Origin of the sequence: Collinsella aerofaciens, from assembly GCF_040910245.1 — a bacterium.
GTDB lineage: Bacteria > Actinomycetota > Coriobacteriia > Coriobacteriales > Coriobacteriaceae > Collinsella.
This window is the reverse complement of record NZ_JBDGAY010000008.1, coordinates 46049-68631: the sequence shown is the minus strand read 5'-3', so window position 1 is coordinate 68631 and position 22583 is coordinate 46049. Positions and strand designations below refer to the sequence as shown.

Here is a 22583-nt window from a genome sequence, read left to right as displayed (position 1 = left end):
CACGATCCTCGCTGTGCTTTACGCGTTTTCTACTGCTCGCTATTCGCAATCGCCTGGTCGATAAGCTTGTCGAGCGCTGCGCGCTGCTCGGCGGAGCTGATGGCTCCCACGATGGGCTCCCCTACGATGTTGCCATTCTGATCGATGACATACGTTGTCGGGAACGAGAACAAATTTGACGTAAACTTACCGGCCTCGCTATCCGACTTGAACCAGATGTTCTTATATGTCACGCCCTTCTTGCTCAGCACGTCCTTGGCATCTGCAATCTCGCCCTTGTTGCCATCGAGCGTAAAGGAATTGACGCCCACGACCTGGCCGCCCTTCTCGGCAAGCTCCTGATTCAGTTTCTCAAGATCGCCCAGCTCGCCCACGCACGGCTTGCACGTGGTGAACCAGAAGTTCATGACGGTGACCTTGTTCTTAGAGAACAGCTCGTCGCTGCTCACGTCGTTGCCATCCAGGTCCTTGCCCGTAAAGCTGGGGAACTTCGTCGTCTCGCTCGAAGCATTGGCACCAGCCGTCATGCCAGCGGCCGAAGCGTCGACGCTCTCGCCTGCGCTCGGCGTGCTTCCACAGCCGGGGAACTCCTTCTCCAGGCTCTCGAGCTTGTCCTCGATCTCCTTGATCTGCTGTGCACCGGCCTTGAGCGTCTTAAGCTCATCCGCCGTGAACTCATCCTTGGCGCCGTCGATGGTCTTGAGCAGGAAATCGCCGTAATTGCTGCCGTCCTCAATCATTGCCGAGTCTTTATTTGCCGCATTGAATACCTTTTCCCACAGCGCGTTATCACTCGAAAAGATCTCGTTCTCCTTCTGCATGAGCTTCGCATACAGCTCGGCGGCCTCGTCGGCATTGGCCGGCTTCTGCGCAGTGAGTTCTGCGATCTTAGGATCGGAGCTCGCAGATTCGCTCGCATTGCCACCGGGCGCCGAACATGCCACAAGGCACAAGGCCAATACCGGCACCATAAACAGGGCCGCAATCTTAGAAAGCTTCATGGTCATTCCTCCGTTTTGTCGAAGCTTGTTTACTTTTTTATCGGCGGTCAAGGGGAGCTTTTCCGCCGACACATCCAGGCCATAGCGATAGCTGATGGCATCGACGGGACAGGCCCCGATGCACTTTCCGCACCGGATGCATTCGGCATGATTGGGCGCGCGGACCACATCAACGTCCATCTGACAAACCTTTGAACACTTGCCGCACGAGACGCATTTGCATGCATCGACCCGGATCCCCAGTAGGGACACCTTATTCATGAGCGCATAGAATGCGCCGAGTGGACAAATCCATTTGCAGAAGGGGCGGTAGAACAAAACGCTCAGCACTACCACGGCAATGAGAACGGCAAGTTTCCAAGTAAAGAGCTGTCCCAACGCAGATCGAATGCCGGCATTGGCAGCCGCCAGCGGAATGGCGCCCTCGAGCACACCCTGTGGACAGATGTACTTGCAAAAGAACGGGTCTCCCATCCCCACGTCGTTAACCACCAAGACGGGCAGCAGCACCACGGCAAACAGCAGCACAACGTACTTGATGTACGTGAGCGGCTTGAGCTTTTTCGTGGAGAACTTTTTGCCGGGAATCTTGTGAAGCAGCTCCTGCAGCCAGCCAAACGGGCACAGAAAGCCGCATACAAAGCGTCCCAGCAGCACGCCGAGCAAAATGAGCGTACCGGTGACGTAGTAAGAAAAGTTGAACTTGGATGAACCTACCACCGACTGGAACGACCCGATGGGGCACGCACCCGATGCCGCGGGGCACGAATAGCAATTAAGTCCAGGTACGCAGATTGTTTTTCCCGCGCCCTGATAGATGCCGCCTTTGGCAAAGTTTGGCAGGTGAATGTTGGTGACGAGCGTCGCCGCCGCCTGAATGAATCCGCGAAATCGAGCCAAAACATGCGACGCAGTGTTTTCTCTTTTATCCAATTCCGATACACTCCAAGCACAGCCTAATCGCTTTGGCCAGCACGGCATCCGCCTCGCCACGCATAACGCCAAAGCACACCATGGCAATTCCGACGATCAACAAAGCGACCTGTACCACGGGTTTTACCGCTTTGAACAACCTGACCACTCCTTTCGTAACGCGACCATTGGACCATATCGGCTATAAAATCCGTGTTAAGCGCGATTTGAAATGTGCAAGGAGACTGTTATGCGTATTTTGATCGTCGAGGACGAGCGGGCGCTGTGTGACGCAATCGCGCGCAGCTTGCGAAACTTGGCGTACAGCGTCGACTGCTGTCACGACGGACAGGAGGCGCTCGACCTACTGAACGTTGAGGCCTTCGACCTCGTGGTACTCGACCTCAACCTTCCCCGCATCGACGGCATGACCGTGCTCAGGGAACTTAGGAAAACTGACTGCGAGACTAAGGTACTGATTCTGTCCGCACGCGGCGAAGTATCCGATAAAGTCGCCGGACTCGATGCCGGCGCCAACGATTACCTCACCAAGCCGTTTCATCTGGACGAGCTTGCGGCAAGGATTCGCAGCCTTACCCTCAGACGCTTTACACAAAGCGACATAGTTTTAACCTGCGGAAAGCTCCGTTTTGACACCAAGGCGCGCATCGCTTCCGTGGACAGCGAGGCTTTATCTTTTACGCGCAAGGAAACGGGAATCTTGGAATACCTGATGCTTAATCAGGGGCGTCCGGTAAGTCAAGAGGAGCTTATCGAGCACGTTTGGGATAGCAGCGTGAACAGCTTTAGCAACGCAACCCGCGTTCACATCTCGTCACTCCGCAAAAAGCTACGCAGCGCTTTGGGATACGACCCGATTCGCAATCGGATTGGAGAGGGCTACGTTATGGAGGATAGCGAATGAAAAGGCTTTCGCTGCAATGGCGCATAACGATTATGACGGCGCTGCTCACGTGCGCAGCGTGCGTGTTGACGAACTGCCTGGTCGGCTATACGGGCATGCGCTACATGGATGCCATCGGCAGTGACATCTCGGCCTTTACCGCTACCGGCGCGGATTCGCCCCAGGCGTTTGACCCAACACAAGCAGCCCTCGATGACGAGGTCACGGTCGTCGTAAACGACGCACAAGAGTCTTTTGGCACGACAACCTGGTACATCACGGCTGGAGTCACACTCCTTGGCGGCGCGCTGGCATACTTTGTGAGCGGCCGTGCACTCAAACCGCTGCGGGCTTTTGCGGCCCAGGTTGAGCGCGTGCAGCCTGACAACCTAAGCGAAATTAAGCTCAGCGAAGATGTGCCCACCGAGCTACAACGATGCAGCGCCTCTTTCAACGACATGATTGCCCGTCTTTGCGAAGGGTTCTCTGCACAGCGTCAGTTTACCGGCAACGCCGCACACGAGCTGCGCACCCCGCTCTCCCTTATGCAAGCACAGATTGAACTATTCATCTCTGAGCACTCCGGTTTGCAACCCGAAACAGCCGAGCTGCTCGGCCTGCTACAAGAACAAACTGAGCGCATGTCTCGAATGACCAAGGTATTGCTCGAGATGAGCGAGCTCCGCAGCGTTCCTTGCGAGGACGATGTTGAACTCGGTCCCTTGTCCGAAGAGGTCCTCACCGACCTTGCGCCACTTGCCGAGAATAAGGGCATAGCCCTCAATTGTGCTGGAGACGCTTTAGTAATCGGGAGCGACACGCTCCTCTATCGGCTGGTGTTTAATCTGGTCGAAAACGCCATCCGTTACAGCCGCTCCGGCTCGACTGTCAACGTCTCCATCTGCGACAGCGACAGCCACGTGTTCCTGCGAGTCGAGGACCAGGGACCGGGAATACCCAAGCAGTACCGAGAAAGCATCTTCCAGCCGTTCTTTCGTCTAGACAAATCCCGCAGCAGGGCATATGGCGGCGCAGGACTCGGGCTAGCGCTTGTTTGGGAGATTGCAGCGCTTCACGGTGGCACGGTAGAGGTCGAAGCAAATTCCGAGAACGGAACCGTGATGCTCGTGACCCTCTCAAAGGGGGCCACCACGTGATCCGACTGTCCAGGAGTCCCACTCGACATTGTGAAACGCGTCCCAAAACTTGGACATGAGAAATGGGAGACAGTTCGCATCTATGCCGAGGACGAAGTCCTGGCGGGGATTCAGGATGCGCAGAGGAAGCTTGCGGCAGAAAACCCCGACAGAGTCGTGACCGTCGGCGGCAACTGTATGGTGTCGCCTGCCCTCTTCGATTACCTGCACGGGAAATACGAGAACGTTGGAATCGTCTGGATCTATGCGCATCCGGATGTATCCACGCTGAATGATGGCTACCCCAACGCTCACGCCATGGTACTTGGCAGCCTTTTGGAACAGGGTGCACCGCAACTCGTTTCGCGGATGCGGCATCCGGTGTTTAAGCCGAGCGATGTCCTGCATGTCGGGCTACAGCAGCTCCACGACTATCAGGAAGTTTGCTTAAACAAGCATAGGTGTTGCGGTTTTAGCCGATGTCCTCATGGAGGAAAACGACATGCTGGGTCTGTCTGATTAAAGTCCAACAGTTTCCATGAGGCATCAGCTAAAGACCCGGGAGACCCCAAACTGTCAACCATCTTTACGGGTGCAAGGGAAACGGGCAAGACAGCCCCCTCTCGCTCCTATCCGAAACGGCGCTTGAACACGGCTGGATTGCAGCGAATGTCTCCGCCATGCCCGGCATGCTCGAAGATATCATCGAGCACACAAAGGAGGCCGCAGGCCGTTACCTCTCGCAGCCCCATACACGCGTGAGCGGAGTTCAAGTTGGGCAGCGGGGCGGTTTAGCGCGCCAATATAATCAAATCGTGCACTTCCATAGCCTCTCGTCTACGTGGTGTACCGTCGTCTCCCCTTTTATCAGAGTTGGGCGATTTTCAGGCACCCGAGCTGAACTCAAATTGAACTCAACGATGCCTTATCGGTCGAGGGCGTCCTAGCGAGAATATACAGAGGCGCACATTTCGCAGGGAACCTCCCATTCGTTATCATATCGGGATGCTGTCAAGGCAGCGTCAATGCGTTCGACCTACACCTTCTCGCTTTTCGAGGCCTCGTCTGCAGGACCATCGGAATCGATACGGAATCGATCGGCATACCATTCATCCGAAGCAATCACCTTATGGAGCATCTGGAGATGCAGGTCGACATAGTGGCAGAACGCCTTGCCGCATTCCACGAGAGGCGCATTGTTTCTCTCGTTGGGCTCGGCTCCAAAATTAAACTCGACCTCATAGCCCTCCCCAGGCACACCCATGCTCGGCAGAATATCAATGGAGAAGTGGACGAATCCAGACGTCACCTTGTATACATCTTTTACCTTTGGATCGAACTTCTCGAGTAAGTCTTGAAGTCTTCCATCGGACATCTTCTCACCCGAGAAATCTTTCAGCTTGTTCACAGGCACACCTTGAAACACCTGCTTGAGAAAGTCATCCTGGTCTTCGGCGGCGAATAATGCGAATGTCCGCAGGCAGACTCCAACCTGTGCGCGGAGAAGCTGGGCGACGCAAACAAGATTCCTCGACTCGAGCATGGAGATGAATCCGTCTATCAGTCTCATCGCATACTCAGAGGAGGATGCCAGATATAGATCCCATTGGGTAAAGTCGCCGTTCATGAAGGGAATCACTGCATTGCGCTCGGCGACTCTCAAGGCACTCAGGCTTTGTTCTATTTTCTCAGCTTCTTGTTTGAACTGTTCGCTATCCAAAATGCCCCCAAATGCCGGCTTCTCAACAAATCAAAAAAGCAAGAGAGACAGAGATTAGGTTCCTGCTCCACCGAACCCACGCTTCCAGTCGAGACACTCCTCCTCGAAGATCTCCCCAGAGTCCCGCCTCTCGCGCCCCTCACGGAACTGTCCATATCAGTGTAGCCAATCCAAGCACAGCCCCACCGCACGGCCCAGTCGCTTCCGGTCCTGCGTGGCCCCGTGAAGGCGGAAGGGCGTGGTTGTCGTCATCGCGTTCCTTTCTCCTCGTACCTTTTTGGGCATGCGTCACGGGCCCCCGCGCGGCGCTGAGAGCGAATCGGCGCAGGCTTGGGGCCAGTTGCGTAGAGGTTGAGGTTCGGGTTTCGCCGGCTTACGCAGCTTGGCGGGCAGAGCGCCCGGGCTCGCTGCGCCTAGGGCGCGGCGGGATCCGCGACGCCGGAGGTGTCGATCTCGCCCAGATTGGCGAGCTGCTCGATGAGGGGGAGGCCCATCGGGTCGTCCACCTCGACGCCGCCGAGCACGATGGTGCTGTCGCGTGTGTCTATATGGGTTGTGAACACGGCCGGGTCGAAACCCGAAGCGATAAAGCCAATGCCCGCGAGGACAACACCCGCGGCAACGAGCCCGCCCGCCACGGCGAGGTAGATCTTCTTCGCACTGGTCATGGTACTCACTCCTTTCTACGCCGCGAGATGCGCGGCAGCGCCGCCCTTCTCGCCCTTACCCTTCCAGAAGGGCGAGGCGGCCTTCCTCGCCCAGAGCGCCGAGAGGCGCGCAATTTGTTTTGAGGCTGCCCAAGCGCCAGCACCAACGAAGAGCGCCACGCCGACGAGGCCGAGCCCCACGCCCGCCGAGGCGAGGGCGTACGGGAAGTGGCCGATGATGACGCCGCTTACGGCAAGCAGGAGCCCAACTACGCCCACGCCCCCGAGTGCCACCGCGACGATCCACACGCAGAGCGCCAGCACCCAGATGCAGATATAGACCGTGACGGCCACGGCGGCGAAGGCGGCGAGCAGCGGCACCCACACCGGGGAGCCCACGATGGCCAGCACCCACAGCAGCGCGGTGCTGCGCCGGCGCGTCCTCGCGATCGCGCGCGGCACGGCGGGCAGGTCGTCGAGCGTGGCCTCCGCCACCTCGCCGGGCGTGCCCATGGCGGCCACGGCCTCCTCCTCGCTCATACCGTCCTCCATGCGGTCGGCGATGGCCTCCGCATAGAACGCCTTGGTCTCCTCCACCTGCTCGGCCGGCAGGCAGGCGAGCAGGTCGCCCAACCGGCCCAGAAACTCATCGCGCGTCATGGTGCGCCTCCTCAACGTATGCGTAAATCTCCCGTACGGACGGCCACTCGGCCAGGAACTCCTCGATGCGCGCTCGCCCGTCGTCCGTGATGCGGTAGTACCGGCGCAGCCGCCCGTTGTGCTCGGCGGAGCGCGCCGTGATGCACCCGGCCTTCTCCAGGCGCTTGAGCAGCGGGTAGAGCGTCGACTCCGTGAGCCCCATGCTCGCCGGTACGTCCTTCACGATCTGGTAGCCGTAGGACTCCTCGCCGGAGACGGCCGCGAGCACGCAGGCCTCCAGGAAGCCGCGCTTCATCTGTGTCTCCATCCGCACACCTCCTCTCGTCATATACTATGCTATACACACTATACGATGCAAGGTATTAGACGTCAACTCTCATCGCGAAGATTCTCCGGCCCCTGCGCGCTGCGAACGTGATATCGCGGGGCGGTTGGCATTATGCATGAAACGTCAAGTAACGCTCTTTTGATCCACTTCCACTCGGCCCCATATGCCTTGTACAACACCCCCCTTCAACCTTGGGTTCAAGGGAGCCGCTAGGCTGGGCGTGCCGGACGGTAAGGTCCTGGACGCGATGGTGGACTTCTCCGATGCCATAGGGGTCATGGGTCTACGCCGATGGAGGCCCACGCACGCGGCAGGGCTCGCCCGTCACCGCTGGTCGCCGGACGGTCCCCACGCCCCGCTCGCCAACGCGCAGGCGACAGCAGCAGTCCAGCGCTAGCTGGAGACGCCGGAATGCCCAGAAGATGCGTTTCCCATCACTGCGACAGAGCTTTTTGCAGGGGTGGCAATTTTTCCTAATATCGAGGTCAGCTTGGCTTCGGTAGCCACCTTGAGAGCATCGCCAATAGACTCTTCCTTTATGCGTTCGGCATAATCGTAGGCAATACCCAAAAATTCCAGTCCCGAGTAACAGGAGTACAATTGCTGCCAGTGTTGCCAGCTGTTGGGAGATGGAAGATGGACTGCGATGGCTACCCATGCGTTCCCATGCCGTTGATGTGCACCGCCTTTGTGCCGGGGCAGATTGACGCTGCGGTTGCAGGCATTTCCGGCCCCGATTCACGCACCATCGCCACGGCAGAAGCGCTGTACTTTCGCGGACAGGCCGCGCTCGCCGCCGAGACAGCACGCCCCTATCTTCACGCCACCGACCCCGCGCTGCGCTATTCCGCATGCTTTATCTGCGGATACGCCAGTCTGTCGCTCAACCGTATCGCCGATGCCCGCCGTTGCCTTGCGGGCATCCTCGATACGCCAACTGACGAGGAATCGCCCGCCGTCCACGCCACGCATATCCTGTTCGCCTCCGCCGCGAGCGTCCTGTTGCACTTGCCTTCCCCGTATTCTGCCGAAGAGTTTTATCCACTTGCGGCGCACCTGCCCGAAGGCCTGCGCCTGTTCGCCAGCTACGTGATGGCGCACGCCTTGTATCTGCGCGGCGAATACGGCCGCAGCCTGGGCATGGCGGAAAACGCCCTGATTATGAAACAGGGAAGCTACCCCATCTCGGAACTGTTCCTGCACTTGTCGGCTTCTATGGCCCTCATGAGTCTCAAAGACGTCGACGCCGCAAAAGCGCATTTTGAAGCCGCTTGGGACATTGCGCGCCCCGACGGCCTTATCGAACTCATTGGCGAGCACCACGGCCTTTTGCAGGGACTCATCGAGGCATGCCTAAAATCGCAATACCCTGACGACTTCGCGCGCATCATCGAGATCACGTACCGCTTCAGCTACGGCTGGCGGCGCATCCACAATCCCGATTCGGGCGAGGACGTGGCCGACGATCTAACGACCACAGAGTTCACCATGGCCATGCTCGCCTGCCGCGGATGGACCAACGCCGAAATCGCACGGCACATGGAAGTATCGCCGGGCACCGTTAAAAACCGCCTATCAGGAGTGTATGCCAAGCTTGGTATCGGAACTCGCGCCGAGCTGGTTGCCCACATGTTGCGTTAGCGGCCAGACTACCCGGCATATCGAAAGCGCTCCGGGGGTCTGACGCTTTCGCGCACTCAAATTGGACATTTTGGCCCTCGAACGGCACTACCGCCACGGGGCGCCTTCTCGCAAAATTGGATTATTTCCTCCGATATTTGCGGGATGGGAGCCCAAAATGCTTGATCGCCGTTCGTTACTTATCGCCGGAGCATCCTCGCTGGCAGGCATCATGCTGCCTCGCGTGCCGGGCAGCGCAAACACCTTCATATTGCCGTTCGCGCCCACCGAGGCCTATGCCGACGAAGAAGACCCCTTCAAGGTGCTCGTTCTCTCGCGCACCATGTTTGGCGTGGTCGTGGTCGACGTCGCCAACAAGAATACGCCCATCACGGGTGCCCAGGTCACGCTCACATCGCGCTATGCCGCAGGCAAGCAGCTCACCGCCACTACCGATAACGAAGGCACGGCTATCTTTGAGGTCGCGCCGCTTTCGGAAGGCTACGTGGACGAGGCAACGCTTCTCGACGCGTACGACTTTAACGGCGGTATCTCCATCAGCATGAAAGGCTACCGCGATGTCGAGATTCCCCTCGCGCGTGTCCAAGGCGGCACCGCCATTACCGCACCCACACGTCCGCTCTCCGATGGCGAGCCGTACTTTCGACAGCTCACATTCGACGAATGGGACATCCAGTACGCCGACGCCACGTTTATGGCATTGCCGAAGGACGACACGGCAAACGACCAACCCAACACGCACACCTTTACCGTGCAGGCACATCTGCCACAGGGTGGACAGGCAACGCTGTGCATCAACAAGGTAATGCCCGCCACGGGTAGCTCGCCCGAAACCGTCACGCAAATTTGCCAAGCCAAGGCCAGTGCATCGGGTTCGGATAATCTGGCGACGTTCACGCTCGAAGACACGCTCCTCGATGCGGCGTCGAGCCTTCTGGAGGAAGGATGCAAGCTGCGCTTTGGCCTCGACTATCAGGGCAAAACCTACACGCTCTCATCCCCCATGGCCGTTGTCACCGCGCCGGCGGCAAAGGCGGAATCCGGATCGACCACTATCGTCCCCACTACCATGGACCAAGAGATTACTCCGTTTGATTTTCCGGCGGCGTTTCCCGGCATCGGCGGCAATAAGTTCACGTGCTGGATGCCCTCGTTCCCCATTTTGTTCGATTTCTCGTTTGCCGGATACGTGCTGTTTGGCGGAGGATACAAACCGGTCGGCTACATGAACGATTCGGGTTACCCTGATCCAGAGTACTGGAAGAAATCGCCGCGTGAGTCGGGCGCCAAGCAGGCAAACCGCTACCTCGACGAAATGGAGGGGAAGTGGAATCAGTACAAGAGTATGAGTGCCGGTTCGGGCACCGATCCAAGAAACACCAAGCTGCTTCGTCACCACTGCACGCTGCTGTTTACGATGGATATCGCCACACAGCTGTACGGCTCGCTCGCCTACGATTGGGTGGGTAAAACCTGGGGTAACAACAACGACCCCGCATACGGCAATATTAAGGCCCTCTTCCAGGTAAGAACCGACCTCAATTGGACCGAGCAGTTTACCCTAGGACCGGTGCCGTTTTTCCTAAACGTCACCCCTGGGTGCTGGCGAAGCTGGCGCTCGCCGTGGGTGCCCACACGCACGGCAGCGGCGCGGCGTTTTTTAAAAACATTTCGCTCGACTATTCCAACACGTCGGGCTCATTCACTATCCAGATCGGGCTTGCCGTCACCTTTGGCGCCGGCGTTGCAGGCGTCGCTTCGTCTGCCGTGCGTGGCGCCGCATCCCTCACCCTGTTCATTGGGTACGAGAAGGCGGACGGGCACCAGCTTCCGCGGCTGCGCGTGGGTGCAGACGTCGATGTCGACGTGATACTCCAGTTCATCATGTTCAAGTGGACCACCAAGGCCTGGTCGGGATCGTGGCCCACACTCGCCGATTCGTGGAATATGTCGGTGAACAACGGCGACCAGTATGTACTCCAGCGCTCTGAGCTGGCACTGGGCGGAGATACGCCCTATACGCTGAATGCCTGCTTTGGTGCAGCCGGCAATGCCGAGTCGGGCGGCGTAGCGCAATTTATCGCGTCGGCCACCATCGTCACCAATGCCGAGCTGCTCGCATGCGCCGAGGTTGCAGCCACCCCCGTAAACGTCGCGCCGGTCGTGCGCGATTGGGAGCAAACGGTCACGCATATTGAGCTCGACGCAGATGCAGAGAGCGATGACACGGGACAGGTTGAGCATTTCGTCCACGCTCTAATGGAGAATGTCGAAAACGCCGCGCTGATGTATGAGTACACCTACATCAGGCAGGTGACGAATGCCGTTGCGGACCCGAACGCCAATTCTGCCGGCGTGTCGGAGGACGAGAGGGGCGGCATAAAGCCCTCGAGCGACAGCGTACTCTTCACCGGCGTGCTCAGCGAAGCCCACATGAAGTTTGCGGAGATAGCCGGCGTGGAATGCCTGTTCCGCATCGCTTCGGTGCGCTACGGTGAGGATGGCCGCTCGCGCCTGGTAGTGCACACAAAGGCAAACGGCGCGTGGTCCGCGCCCATGCCGGTCGACTTCCCCCTGGGCTTTGGCGAGGGCGACGTGGAGCGTGGCGGCACGTTCGATTACGACTTCGACGTGGTGGAATATACGGACGGGAGAGGAAGCCAAGACGCCTACGTATTGCTGGTCTCGGGCGAGCGCCCCGCCGGCGACGACACCCTTTTCGATATGGCAAGCACAGCCGGCATACTGTCCGTTGTGCGCCTGCGCATAAGCAACGACGGAGTCGCGTGGTATCGCACACGTCGTGGCGCAGCATCTCGCGCGGCCGCCTTCAGGAGGATGGCTACCATTGCCTGCAGTGCCCACGCATCACGGTGGGCAAGACACTTGTCAACGGGCGCCTGTCGGGCGCCTACCTCCACCGCCGCGGAACCACCGCAGAAAAGGCGCTCGGCAGCGAGGCCGAGGTTGCGCTGGAGTGCTTTACCCTGTGGTCGGACGTTTCGGGCGACAGCCTGACGTTCCGCCAAGTTCTCCGCTTTCCGCAAGCACCATCGAGTATCGAGCTGGGCGAGCCCGAGAATATCAACGGCAAAATGGTGGTGCCCGTTGCGTACGAGACCGCAGACGGTTGCGGCTGCGCATCGTACGCCGTGATCGGCCAGTCCATTGCGGGCTGGGGCGTTATGTCACCAGACGCCACGGTACCCCGTGCGGTGCCGTGGCCACAACATTCGGGCTTTTTGGCAACCGTCAACGAGCAACTGCAGCATATTACTTGGGCACGAGGTGCATCGGCATTTGCAATGCAGCCCGTGGGTGCCGCAGGCTGTGGCCCGGCATCGTTTAGCGTAAGCGACAACGGCAGGTGCGCGCTCTATGTAGAGAACACCGATGGCAAGGTGGGACAAACCTACGACGAAGAAGGCAACCCGGTGGCAGTGATGGGCAAGCACTTCCGCATCTTCGCCAGCACCTTGGCAGGCGATCTGTTCACGGAGCCGTTCGTGATGTGCGAGCTGGACCATCCCGTCGATCAGATAACGACATTTTTGACGTCGGGGAGCATGCTCTCCGCGCTCGCTACGCACATTGTGAGCGCGGAGAAGAGCGAGGCAGAGCTGCACGGCATCGAAGTGCCCTTGGTGGCGTGTGCCACTCCGACGGGCGCAGTCGCTACCTCGGGCGCGGTGGTGCCTGGAGCAGCAGGCGAATCCTTCATGGTCACGGTGCGAAACGACGGCAACACCTTGCTGACCGCCGGCACGATCGATCTGTACCGAGAGGGCTCCAGCCAGCCGTTCTCCAGCGCATCCATCGGGTTCGGAGCGAACACACGCATGGCATCGATCTACGATCCAGAGCTTGCCGAGGACGCTTCGGCCAACGACATGACACACGTGAAGTACGCGCTCGAGACGCTGGGCGCACGTTTTGCAACGCACCCACTGGTAGCCGACAGTGGCAACGCCGTGCTGGCACCAGGTTGCACGGCACAGTTCCGCATGAGCTTCGCCATTCCCGAGAGTTGGAGCGACGAAGTGGGCAAACGCGTAACGCTGTATGCGAAGGCGCGTAATCTGGTGGCGCTCGATCCCGTAACGCTCGAGGAAATTCGACCGGGGGCAAACTCGGCGCTGGGTGCCGTACTGCACGAGCTTCATGTGCCCGACGCGGCATGCGAGCGCTCAGAAGTTCAGGTCGGCGTATGCGACAGCGCGGATACGACAGGACTTCACGACGCCCCGATGACGACGGACGGCGATGGCGGCTCGAGTGGCGGCGGTTCCGGCACGGGAGGCAGCTCCGGCGGAAGCAGCTCCGGCAGTGGCAAGGACCACGGCAATAACAAGCGCTCCGGAAAAGCGGGCGCGCTTGCGGGCACGGGCGATGTCAACGTCCCCCTGACGGCAGCCGCAGCAGCACTCGCCGCAGCCGGCGCCGGCCTCGTCGCCTACAGCGCCCGCCGCACGGCGCTCGAAAACGACACCGCCGATGAGGTCAATTCGGATACGCCTCGCTAGCTCCCAGTTACCTTTGCGAGAGACGCCGACTCGGCTCATCGAACACCAAAAGGGCTGGCCCTGATAACTCGGAGCCAGCCCTGAGTCGCCTGACGTGAGACTCGCGGCGTTACTTGAGCTTCAGCGCCTCCATCATGGGCACGGCAGCATCCCAGTCGATCTTCCAGCCGATCGATACGCGGACGGCTTCACCCGTTGCGGGAGCCGTCGCAAACAGTGTATGGCCGTTGTCGGAACCGGTAAAGCGCAGCCACGTTATGCCGTTGTACTCGACCTGGTCGGTTGTTGTCTCCTTGCCTTCGTAGATCTGCTCTAGGCTTGCAACCTCTTCCTCCGGCGAGTGCGGGAAGATGCTGATGTTCAGGCGTCCTCCAGTCTCGTCGTGGAAGAAGTCTGCCTTTTCGTGCTCTTCGTTGGACGAATCCAGCGTGTACCCATCGGCGGCCTCGATACTGTACGATGCGCAGTCGATGCCCGTTAAATCTGCCTTCTCGCCAGAATCGGCCACGCCGCCGGCCGCCTTGAACTCCTTGGTCTCGCATCCCGTGGTGTCAAAGTGCATGGCCTCATGATTCTTGGCGGGGGCGTAAGCGTCTACGAACTCGACAGTGATGGGCCCGTAGTACGCCGTCTTAGGCGCCCAAAAATACACGTACTCAACGGTCTCGCCCGGGCCGATATCTGGCCTCTTGGAAAGATCGATGCCCTCGTGAAGCTCATCGGGAGCCTCGCTTGCAACGTAGTCGAGCACGGCCGCCTTGCCGGAAGTAAACAACGGGTCGCCTGCCTCAAGATCGCCCTGGGCAGCATGCACGTTAAAGGAGTCAAACGTCCTGTTCTTTGTGTTGTTGTTGGTAATCTTGACGTGCAGGTAAAAACCGTCCTGCAACTTAGCGTCGCCGCGATAGAACGTACCATGGGCTACTGACTCATAGGTTATGCCAGCCACCTCGACCGTCTGCGACTCATAGGCCTTGGCCTTCTTCTCTACGGGAGCACTGCCACCCGAGTTGCCAGCCGAGCCACTCGGAGCACTACCACCACAGCCGGCCACCGTACACGCCAGCACGGCCGAAAGCGTCACGGTGGGAATTCCTAACAGCAGTTTCTTTGTCATGGGCCTCATCATTCTCACCGCTCCTTTCGGCTTGCAGCTCATCCATTGCCCGAGTCCCAAGTCGACCCCGTGGCATCGGCTTCCACTATGAGCGTATGACGAAACACGGCGCCGGCGAAGTGACCCGTGGCCCAAATAACGACCCACCAGCGTTCCTTATGGGCCAAAAGAACTCGCACATGCACGCCCCCGGCCCATAAAACGAGACGTCTGTCCCAATGTTCGATTCGATCCAACAATCCGCATGGCACGTTTTTGACAAACGCATCCAACCGCAAACGCAGCAAGACACATTCGGCCGTCTTCAAACTTACTCGGACAAAACCGACTCGGATTTGTCCGAGTAAACGCTGTTCCACCAAATTCCGAACGATTGTTCGATGGATTTCGTGTTGGTTGGAATCGTCTGTGGGCTGGGCTATGCTACCTTGACTATCTATATGACTTAAACGCAGCAAAGGAGCACCGAGAGAGCGAGTATGGCAAAAAACACCGCAAACTATGGTAACGACAGTATCCGCCAGCTCAAGGACGAGGAGCGCGTACGCCTGCGCCCCGCCGTCATCTTTGGCTCGGACGGGCTCGACGGCTGCGCGCATGCCGCCTTCGAGATCCTGTCCAACGCCGTTGACGAGGCGCGCCAGGGCTACGGCAAGCTCATCACCCTTACCGCCTTTCGCGATGGCTCTATCCAGGTAGAGGACAATGGCCGTGGCTGCCCGCTCGACTGGAACCCCTCCGAGAAGCGCTTTAACTGGGAGCTCGTCTTTTGCGAGCTCTACGCCGGCGGCAAATACAATAACAACCAAGGCGGCGACTACGACTTCTCGCTCGGCACCAACGGCCTGGGCTCCTGCGCGACTCAGTACGCCTCCGAGTACATGGACGTCACGGTTTGGCGCGACGGCAACAAGTACTCTCTGCACTTTAAAAAGGGCAAGGTCGTCGGCGCCAAGAAGAAGGCACTCGAGATTGAGCCCAGCGACGAGAACCGCACCGGCACCACTATCAAGTGGCGCCCCGATCTCGAGGTCTTTACCTCCATCAGCATTCCCCACGATTGGTATCGCGAGACCATGCGCCGTCAGGCGGTGGTCAACGCCAACGTGACCTTCCGCCTGCGCATTGAGGGCGACGATGGCGAGTTTTCCGAAGAGGACTTTTGCTACCCCAAGGGCATCGAGGACTACGTGCTCGAGAAGGTCGGTACCGACTACCTCACCGAGCCCTTCTTTATCGAGGCCGACCGTCGCGGTCGCGATCGCGAGGACCTGCCCGATTACAACGTCAAGATTACCGCGTGCATGTGCTTCTCGCGCACCTTCATGATGCAGGAGTACTACCACAACTCATCGTGGCTCGAGAACGGCGGCTCACCCGAGAAGGCGGCCCGTAGCGCTCTGACCAGCGCCATCGATGCCTACATCAAGCAACAGGGCAAGTACAACAAAAATGAGAGCGGCATTAAGTGGCAAGACGTCCAAGACTGCCTAGTGCTAGTGACCAACTGCTTCTCCACCCAGACGTCCTACGAAAACCAGACCAAGAAGGCCATCAACAATCGCTTTATCCAGCAGGCTATGACGGCTTTCTTTAAGGAGCGTCTCTCGACCTACTTGATCGAGAACAAGGACGCCGCCAATAAGATCATGGAGCAGGTGCTCATCAACAAGCGCTCGCGCGAGAATGCCGAGAAGACGCGCCAGAGCATCAAGACCAACCTGCAGCAGAAGACCGACATGGCCAACCGCGTGCAGAAATTCATCGACTGCCGCTCCAAGGACAAGAGCCGTCGCGAGATCTACATCGTAGAGGGCGACTCGGCAGCAGGCGCCATTCGCACCTCGCGCGATGCCGAGTTCCAGGGCGTTATGCCCGTCCGCGGTAAGATCCTCAACTGCCTAAAGGAGGACTACCCGCGCATCTTTAAGTCCGACATCATCATGGACCTCATGCGCGTGCTGGGCTGCGGTGTGGAGATCAAGGACAAGCGCATCAAGAACCTTGGCACCTTTGACCTGGACAACCTCAACTGGAACAAGGTCATCATCTGTACGGACGCCGACGTCGACGGTTATCACATCCGCACGCTCGTGCTCACCATGCTCTATCGCCTGGTGCCCACGCTTATCGACGAGGGCTACGTGTACATCGCCGAGTCGCCGCTCTACGAGATCAACTGCAAAGAAAAGACCTACTTTGCCTACACCGAGCTCGAGAAGAACGGCATCCTTAAGGAGATCGGCGACCAGAAGTGCTCCATCAACCGCTCCAAGGGTCTTGGTGAGAACGATCCGGACATGATGTGGCTCACCACCATGAACCCCGAGACACGCCGCCTGATCAAGGTGGAGCCCGAGGACGTCACCAAGATGGAGACCATGTTCAACCTGTTGCTGGGCAACGACGAGGCAGGCCGCAAGCGCCATATCTCCGAGCACGGCAAGGAATACCTGGACCAGTTGGACCTGCAGTAGCAGCAAATCGATAACGACGGCCCATAAGAAGTTCAAGAGGAAATCGTGGCAAAGAAGAAGACGAAGAACCAGCCAAAGAAAAAGCAGGTCAACGCCGAGAACGTCATCGGCCTGCACTCCGAGGTCACCGATCAGCCGATCACGCAGACGCTCGAGGTCAACTACATGCCCTACGCCATGAGCGTCAACGTCTCGCGTGCGTTCCCCGAGATCGACGGCTTTAAGCCCTCGCACCGCAAGCTGCTCTACACCATGTACAAGATGGGTCTGCTCAAGGGCGAGCGCCAGAAGAGCGCCAACATTGTGGGCCAGACCATGAAGCTCAATCCGCACGGCGACGCCGCAATCTACGAGACGATGGTGCGTCTGGCAACCGGCAACGAGGCGCTGCTCGCCCCCTTCGTGGAGTCGAAGGGCAACTTTGGCAAGTACTATTCGGGCGATCTGAGCTACGCCGCCTCGCGTTATACCGAGGCCAAGCTCTCCCCCATCAGCGCCGAGATCTTCAAGGACATCGACAAGGACCCGGTCGACTTCGTCGACAGCTACGATGGCGCCATGAAGGAGCCGCGCCTGCTGCCCACCACGTTCCCCAACATCCTTGTCTCGGCCAACAAGGGCATCGGCGTCGCCATGGCGTCCGACATCTGCGGCTTCAACCTCAACGAGGTCTGCACCGCCACGATGCACTACCTGCAGAACCCCGACTGCGACCTGCTCGAGTACATGCCCATGCCCGACTTCTCGACCGGCGGCGAGATCATCTACCGCCGCGAGGAGATGGAAAAGATTATCGAGACCGGCCTTGGCAGCTTCCAGATCCGCTCCCGCTGGCGCTGGATTCCCGAAGAGCGCATCATCGAGGTCTACGAGATCCCCTACACCACCAAGACCGATGTCATCATCGAGCGCATCGTTAAGCTCTCCAAAGAGGGCAAGGTCAAGGAGATCGCTGACATCCGCGACGAAACCGACCTCTCGGGCCTGCGCATCGCCATCGACCTTAAGCGCGGCGTCGACCCCGACAAGCTCATGGCCAAGCTCTATCGCTCGACCACGCTGCAGGATTCGTTCTCGTGCAACTTCAACGTACTCGTCGACGGCTATCCCCGTGTTATGGGCGTGCGCCAGATCCTGCACGAGTGGGTCAAGTGGCGTATTGAGTCCACGCGTCGCCGCATTAACTTTGACCTAGGCAAAAAGTCCGAGCGCCTGCACCTGCTGCACGGCCTCGAGGCGATCTTGCTCGACATCGACAAGGCCATCGCCATCATCCGCGGCACCAAGCTCGAAGCCGAGGTCGTGCCCAACCTTATGAAGGGCTTCGACATCGACGAGACCCAGGCCGAGTTTGTTGCCGAGCTTAAGCTCCGCAACATCAACGAGGAGTACATCCTCAACCGCACCAAGGACATCGCTAAGCTTGAGGGCGAGATTGCCGAGCTTGAAGAGATCCTCTCCAGCGAGGAGAACATCAAGAAGGTCATCAGCGACGAGCTGGCCGCGGTCAACAAGAAGTACGTGATGCCGCGGCGCACGGGCAGGATCGAGCCCCACGAGGTCATCGAGGTAAGCCTGGAGCCCGAGGTCGAGGAGTACCCGGTCACCATCATGCTCTCGCGCGATGGCTACCTTAAGAAGATGACGGACCGCGTGCTCAAGAAGGCGACCACGCTCAAGTACAAGGACGGCGACAAACCCTTTATCGAGTTCCCGTCCTCCAACACCCACGAGTTGCTCGTGTTTACCAACAAGAGCCAGGTGTACAAGTGCAAGGTTGCGGCGTTTGAGGATACCAAGTCGGCCCAGCTGGGCTCGTACCTGCCGACCGATCTTGAGATGGAACCCGATGAGAGTGTCATCTGGGTCATCGACCCCGAGGACTACAAGGCCGACGTGCTGTTTGTCTTTGAAAACGGCCGCGTGGTGCGCGTCGCGCTTTCTGGATACGTCACCAAGACCAACCGCAAGCGCCTCAAGAACGCCATCTACGGTGGCAGCAAGCTGCTGTATGCCCAGGTGCTCAAGGAAGATCGCGACATCGCACTGGTCTCGAGCGACTATCGTTTGATGAACTTCAACACGTCGTTGCTCAAGACCAAGACGACTACCAACACGCAGGGCGTCCAGGCCTTTACGGCCAAGAAGGGCCGCTCGGTCACCACCGTCGGCACAACCGAGGAAATCCTCGGCGCCGGCGTCTCAGCCGAAAAGTTCACCGCGCAGAGCCTACCCTCCGCCGGTGCCCTCATGAAGGAAAACGACATGCCGAGTTTGTTTGACTAAAACAACGGCAGTCAAACCGTCATGGTTTTACAAAGCAGCGGGGCCCGGAGCGCAGCAATATCGCGCTCCGGGCCCCGCTCGCTGCAACGTAGTCGGAATAATAGGAATCCCCGTTTTTCACTCCTGCAATCCCACGGCACAAGACATGTTAAGCCGTTAGCAAAACTTGCAAAATTTAGCAAAAGTTGCAAAAGTTAGCAAAACCTGCAAAGGGGCCACCATGGATTGCAGCAAATGTCTCCGCCATGCCAGGCATGCTCGAAGATATTATCGAGCGAACCAAAGAAGCCGCAGATAGCTACCTCTCACAGCCTCACGCGCGCATAAACGGTGTTCAAATTGGCCCAGTGGGCCTCGATTGGACATATGCTCAAGAGGCTCAGGGCAACTGGCGCACGCGCATGAATGGCATCTTTAAGCAACTCGAAAAACATGACATCGGACTTCTCATCACCATCGATGAAGTCACCGTCGATCTCGAAGAAATGCTTCAATTTGCCTCTGTTTACCAGCACTTTGTACGCGAAGGTAAAAAAGTTGCCCTACTCATGGCAGGACTGCCCTACAAAGTATCGGCGTTGCTGCGTAACGATTCCGTCTCGTTCCTCAGGCGTTCCCAATATCATCAGTTGGGACGAATCACTGACGTTGAAATTGCAAACGCATTCCGCAAAACCGTTGAAGCCGAAGGCCGCTCAATCACGCCAGAAGCGCTCGAGGATGCCGTGAAGGCCGTCGACGGATTTCCCTATATGATGCAGCTCGTCGGATATCGCACATGGGATGTTTCGGAGAACTCGCCCAAAATCAGTGCACCTGATGTACAGCAGGGTTCTCTGCTTGCCCGCATGGAGCTGCGCGATCGAATTCTCGAAACGACCTATCGGGAGCTTTCCGATAAAGACATTGAGTTTTTGCTCGCGATGCTGCCCGATTCTGGCCCCAGCAGGGTCTCGGAGATAGCCAAACGCATGGGTGTCGCCAGCAACTACGCAAGCCAATACAAACGCCGCCTCCTGGAGGACGGCGTCATTGGAGAGCGCGGGCGTGGTCTCGTTGGCTTTGACATTTCCGCGTTCAGGGAATTCTTGAACGAGAAGGCGTTTTAGCACGCCGGAATTGTCCGCGGAAGCATCAACGCATGACAATCAGCATTCCTCTTGGTAAGGATAGCAAGCATTTTCCACCAACACCGATTGCCATGCGTTCTTCTTGTCCTTAGGCGAGCTTGCGAGCGAGCTCTCGCACCTCTTCCAACTTGGGCGAGGAGGCCATGCTGTCGCGCTCGGTCATGCCGCTAATGGTGACAATGCCCTGGTCCTCCCACTTGCAGTACGCGCATGTGGCCCTGTACATAGCAATCGCCGCATCATAGACGCCCTCGCTGTGGCTATCGAGCAAAAGGGCCGTCTTGGTGAACGGGAAGCCTGTGGCACCGAAGGCGTACAGGCGGTCGATGGCGGCCTTCTCCTGCGCAGTGATATCAAACCAGTAGATAGGCGAGGCGAAGACAACCATATCGGCGCCTTTCAGCGACTCGATCACGTCGGCCATGTCATCCTTCTGCACGCAAGTGCCCTCATGGGCGAAGCAATACTGGCACCCCAGGCAACCAGCGATCTTTTTGCCGGCAACGCGGATGACCTCGACCGTATGGCCGGCCTCGCGCGCGGTCTCGGCAAACGCCTCGACCATGGTGTCGGTATTGGCGCCCTTACGCGGGCTGCCGCTCAATACAACGATATTCATAGAAATCTCCCTCCTTCATGCCGCAGGCGCGCGGCACACATTTTGTTGTAACCAAAACAGATGGAGCTATGCAGTCGCCTCGTTTCAGCTACTCCCACTTAGTAATAGGAGCCACTGGTCAAAAGCCTGTCAACATCAAAACAAGTTTTCAATCTATCGATTCTACGTGAGGCAATGGTCCTCATTTGATGCCCGCACTGTTTGCGCACTAGGGAGCAAAAGAATCTGGCCGCCGCTCAAATAAGATCACCGCCATCTTGCATAAACGACGCCATGTTAAGGTGCCTGACGCCATCCCTCTCCTGCAATAGAGGATCAAGCGTGAACAAGTAGCGCGGATACCCATCCCTGATGTGGCCGAACGGCCTGTACTCGCGCTCCTCTACGTCTCTGTCGGCAATCGACATAGAGACCTGGATGTAGGCGTAAGCATTGCGCCTACGAGCGATGAAGTCACACTCGAGCTTCCCAATACGGCCCACAGAAAGCTCGTACCCGCGCGATGCAAGATAGAGGTAGAGCACGTTCTCCAACGCCGGCCCGCAGTTAATCCTCGCATCCGTGTTCATGGCGAAATAGAAGCCGAGATCAGCCAGGTAGTACTTCTCTTCGCGGATAAGCAATCTCCGAGACTTGAGATCGAACCTCGAGCAGCGATAAAGGATCTTCGCGTCAACAAGAATCTGGATATACCGATTGAGCGTTTCGCGCTTGATGGGAATCTTCTCGACATCATTGAAGTACGCAAGGAGGTTCTTCAGGTTCGTCGGCGCACCAAAGTTGTTGATGAGATACGTCTGGACGGCATCGAAAACCGAGACATTCTTAATCTTGTTCGAATGTTTGACGTCCTTTTCAAAGATCTCATGAATAACACTCTTGATATAGGTGCGCTTTTCATCCTCGCCCTCATACTCCAACGCTTTGGGAAATCCTCCAAGGGTCAGGTACTCGGTAAACTCTCCCACGAGAACGTCATTGACAGGCTTGCCGAGAAAACGCTTCATATCGATATATTCCGCAAAGTCGAGTGGGAACACCTCAAACTCGATATAGCGACCCGTCAGCTTTGTAACAAGCTGCCCAGAAAGCAGATATGAATTCGAACCGGTAATGAAGATGGACCAACCGCCATCTGTCCGGTAGCCATTGATGAGCAGCTCAAATTCCTTGACGCTCTGAATCTCATCGATGAAGAGATACTTCGTCCCCTCAGTGTCTGCTGGAGTCGACATATCAATCAGATTTTCGAGCTCATCGGTCGTCTTGACCTTCCTGTTCTCCCGTGAGTCGAGGTCGATATAGATGATGTGGTCGCTCGCTACGCCGGATTCCACAAGCTCGTCTGCGATTGATTGCATGAGACAGGATTTACCGCATCTGCGAACACCGGTGATCACCTTGACCATCCCGTCATCGTGGTAGAAACCACGCATTCGCTTCAGATACTTTTCACGTCGGTATATACGCAAGATGCACCCC

19 protein-coding genes are annotated in these 22583 nt (G+C 58.0%); 9 read left to right on the top strand and 10 right to left on the bottom strand.

What is annotated here, in order from left to right:
- Window positions 1-29: 29 nt before the first annotated feature.
- Together AB5Z20_RS09850 and AB5Z20_RS09845 are read right to left on the bottom strand one after the other, a co-directional pair.
- On the bottom strand, window positions 30-1934 hold the full coding sequence (locus AB5Z20_RS09850) for a 4Fe-4S binding protein (RefSeq protein ID WP_438861068.1): 1905 nt from the start codon (window positions 1932-1934) through the stop codon (window positions 30-32).
- Window positions 1927-1998, bottom strand: coding sequence for a CD1871A family CXXC motif-containing protein (locus tag AB5Z20_RS09845; protein ID WP_254179316.1), 72 nt, complete (start codon window positions 1996-1998; stop codon window positions 1927-1929). Before AB5Z20_RS09845 ends, AB5Z20_RS09850 begins: the two co-directional genes overlap by 8 nt.
- A 147-nt stretch (window positions 1999-2145) precedes the next feature.
- On the opposite strand from AB5Z20_RS09845, the gene AB5Z20_RS04560 reads away from it, so the two are divergent.
- The 3 genes from AB5Z20_RS04560 to AB5Z20_RS04550 are packed head-to-tail and all read left to right on the top strand — an operon-like array spanning window position 2146 to window position 4472.
- Window positions 2146-2838, top strand: a complete 693-nt coding sequence (locus tag AB5Z20_RS04560) for a response regulator transcription factor (RefSeq protein WP_438861067.1) — start codon at window positions 2146-2148, stop codon at window positions 2836-2838.
- A complete protein-coding gene (locus AB5Z20_RS04555; protein ID WP_368156428.1) occupies window positions 2835-3974 on the top strand; it encodes a HAMP domain-containing sensor histidine kinase in 1140 nt (379 codons plus the stop codon). Before AB5Z20_RS04560 ends, AB5Z20_RS04555 begins: the two co-directional genes overlap by 4 nt.
- 30 nt (window positions 3975-4004) lie before the next feature.
- Window positions 4005-4472 (top strand): arginase family protein, encoded by a 468-nt coding sequence (locus tag AB5Z20_RS04550; protein WP_199574392.1) that lies wholly within the window; start codon window positions 4005-4007, stop codon window positions 4470-4472.
- A gap of 517 nt (window positions 4473-4989) precedes the next feature.
- Here AB5Z20_RS04550 and AB5Z20_RS04545 read toward each other — a convergent pair.
- From AB5Z20_RS04545 to AB5Z20_RS04525, 5 genes are all read right to left on the bottom strand, one after another.
- Window positions 4990-5673: a hypothetical protein gene (locus AB5Z20_RS04545; protein ID WP_117848186.1), complete on the bottom strand. Its 684-nt coding sequence runs from the start codon at window positions 5671-5673 to the stop codon at window positions 4990-4992.
- A 413-nt stretch (window positions 5674-6086) separates the two neighbouring features.
- Entirely contained in the window at window positions 6087-6341 is a 255-nt protein-coding gene (locus AB5Z20_RS04540; protein WP_117848184.1) for a hypothetical protein, read from the bottom strand.
- Window positions 6342-6356: 15 nt separating this feature from the next.
- Window positions 6357-6980: a DUF1700 domain-containing protein gene (locus AB5Z20_RS04535; RefSeq protein WP_368156426.1), complete on the bottom strand. Its 624-nt coding sequence runs from the start codon at window positions 6978-6980 to the stop codon at window positions 6357-6359.
- Entirely contained in the window at window positions 6967-7287 is a 321-nt protein-coding gene (locus tag AB5Z20_RS04530; RefSeq protein ID WP_368156425.1) for a PadR family transcriptional regulator, read from the bottom strand. The genes AB5Z20_RS04535 and AB5Z20_RS04530 overlap by 14 nt, the downstream gene beginning before the upstream one ends.
- Before the next feature lie 414 nt (window positions 7288-7701).
- The gene (locus AB5Z20_RS04525; RefSeq protein WP_195625189.1) at window positions 7702-7878 is read right to left on the bottom strand and encodes a hypothetical protein; all 177 of its coding nucleotides are present in this window, start codon (window positions 7876-7878) and stop codon (window positions 7702-7704) included.
- A gap of 66 nt (window positions 7879-7944) precedes the next feature.
- On the opposite strand from AB5Z20_RS04525, the gene AB5Z20_RS04520 reads away from it, so the two are divergent.
- From AB5Z20_RS04520 to AB5Z20_RS04510, 3 genes are all read left to right on the top strand, one after another.
- Window positions 7945-8949: a helix-turn-helix transcriptional regulator gene (locus tag AB5Z20_RS04520; RefSeq protein ID WP_368156423.1), complete on the top strand. Its 1005-nt coding sequence runs from the start codon at window positions 7945-7947 to the stop codon at window positions 8947-8949.
- Between the two features lie 157 nt (window positions 8950-9106).
- Window positions 9107-10819, top strand: coding sequence for a hypothetical protein (locus AB5Z20_RS04515; RefSeq protein ID WP_368156421.1), 1713 nt, complete (start codon window positions 9107-9109; stop codon window positions 10817-10819).
- Between the two features lie 1003 nt (window positions 10820-11822).
- On the top strand, window positions 11823-13472 hold the full coding sequence (locus AB5Z20_RS04510; protein ID WP_368156420.1) for a hypothetical protein: 1650 nt from the start codon (window positions 11823-11825) through the stop codon (window positions 13470-13472).
- A 109-nt stretch (window positions 13473-13581) separates the two neighbouring features.
- On the opposite strand, the gene AB5Z20_RS04505 is transcribed toward AB5Z20_RS04510, so the two are convergent.
- Window positions 13582-14589 (bottom strand): hypothetical protein, encoded by a 1008-nt coding sequence (locus tag AB5Z20_RS04505; protein ID WP_368156419.1) that lies wholly within the window; start codon window positions 14587-14589, stop codon window positions 13582-13584.
- A gap of 479 nt (window positions 14590-15068) precedes the next feature.
- Here AB5Z20_RS04505 and AB5Z20_RS04500 point away from each other — a divergent pair, with 479 nt between their 5' ends.
- The 3 genes from AB5Z20_RS04500 (at window position 15069) to AB5Z20_RS04490 (ending at window position 20461) form a co-directional block, all read left to right on the top strand.
- A complete protein-coding gene (locus AB5Z20_RS04500; RefSeq protein WP_368156417.1) occupies window positions 15069-17066 on the top strand; it encodes a type IIA DNA topoisomerase subunit B in 1998 nt (665 codons plus the stop codon).
- Window positions 17067-17111: 45 nt separating this feature from the next.
- Window positions 17112-19352: a DNA gyrase subunit A gene (locus AB5Z20_RS04495; RefSeq protein ID WP_368156416.1), complete on the top strand. Its 2241-nt coding sequence runs from the start codon at window positions 17112-17114 to the stop codon at window positions 19350-19352.
- A 245-nt stretch (window positions 19353-19597) separates the two neighbouring features.
- Entirely contained in the window at window positions 19598-20461 is an 864-nt protein-coding gene (locus AB5Z20_RS04490; protein ID WP_368156415.1) for an ATP-binding protein, read from the top strand.
- 109 nt (window positions 20462-20570) lie between these two features.
- Here AB5Z20_RS04490 and AB5Z20_RS04485 read toward each other — a convergent pair whose 3' ends face one another.
- Window positions 20571-21101, bottom strand: coding sequence for a flavodoxin family protein (locus tag AB5Z20_RS04485; protein ID WP_368156414.1), 531 nt, complete (start codon window positions 21099-21101; stop codon window positions 20571-20573).
- A gap of 236 nt (window positions 21102-21337) precedes the next feature.
- Complete coding sequence (locus tag AB5Z20_RS04480) at window positions 21338-22510, bottom strand: ATP-binding protein (RefSeq protein ID WP_368156413.1); 1173 nt, start codon at window positions 22508-22510, stop codon at window positions 21338-21340.
- Window positions 22511-22583 lie beyond the last annotated feature (73 nt).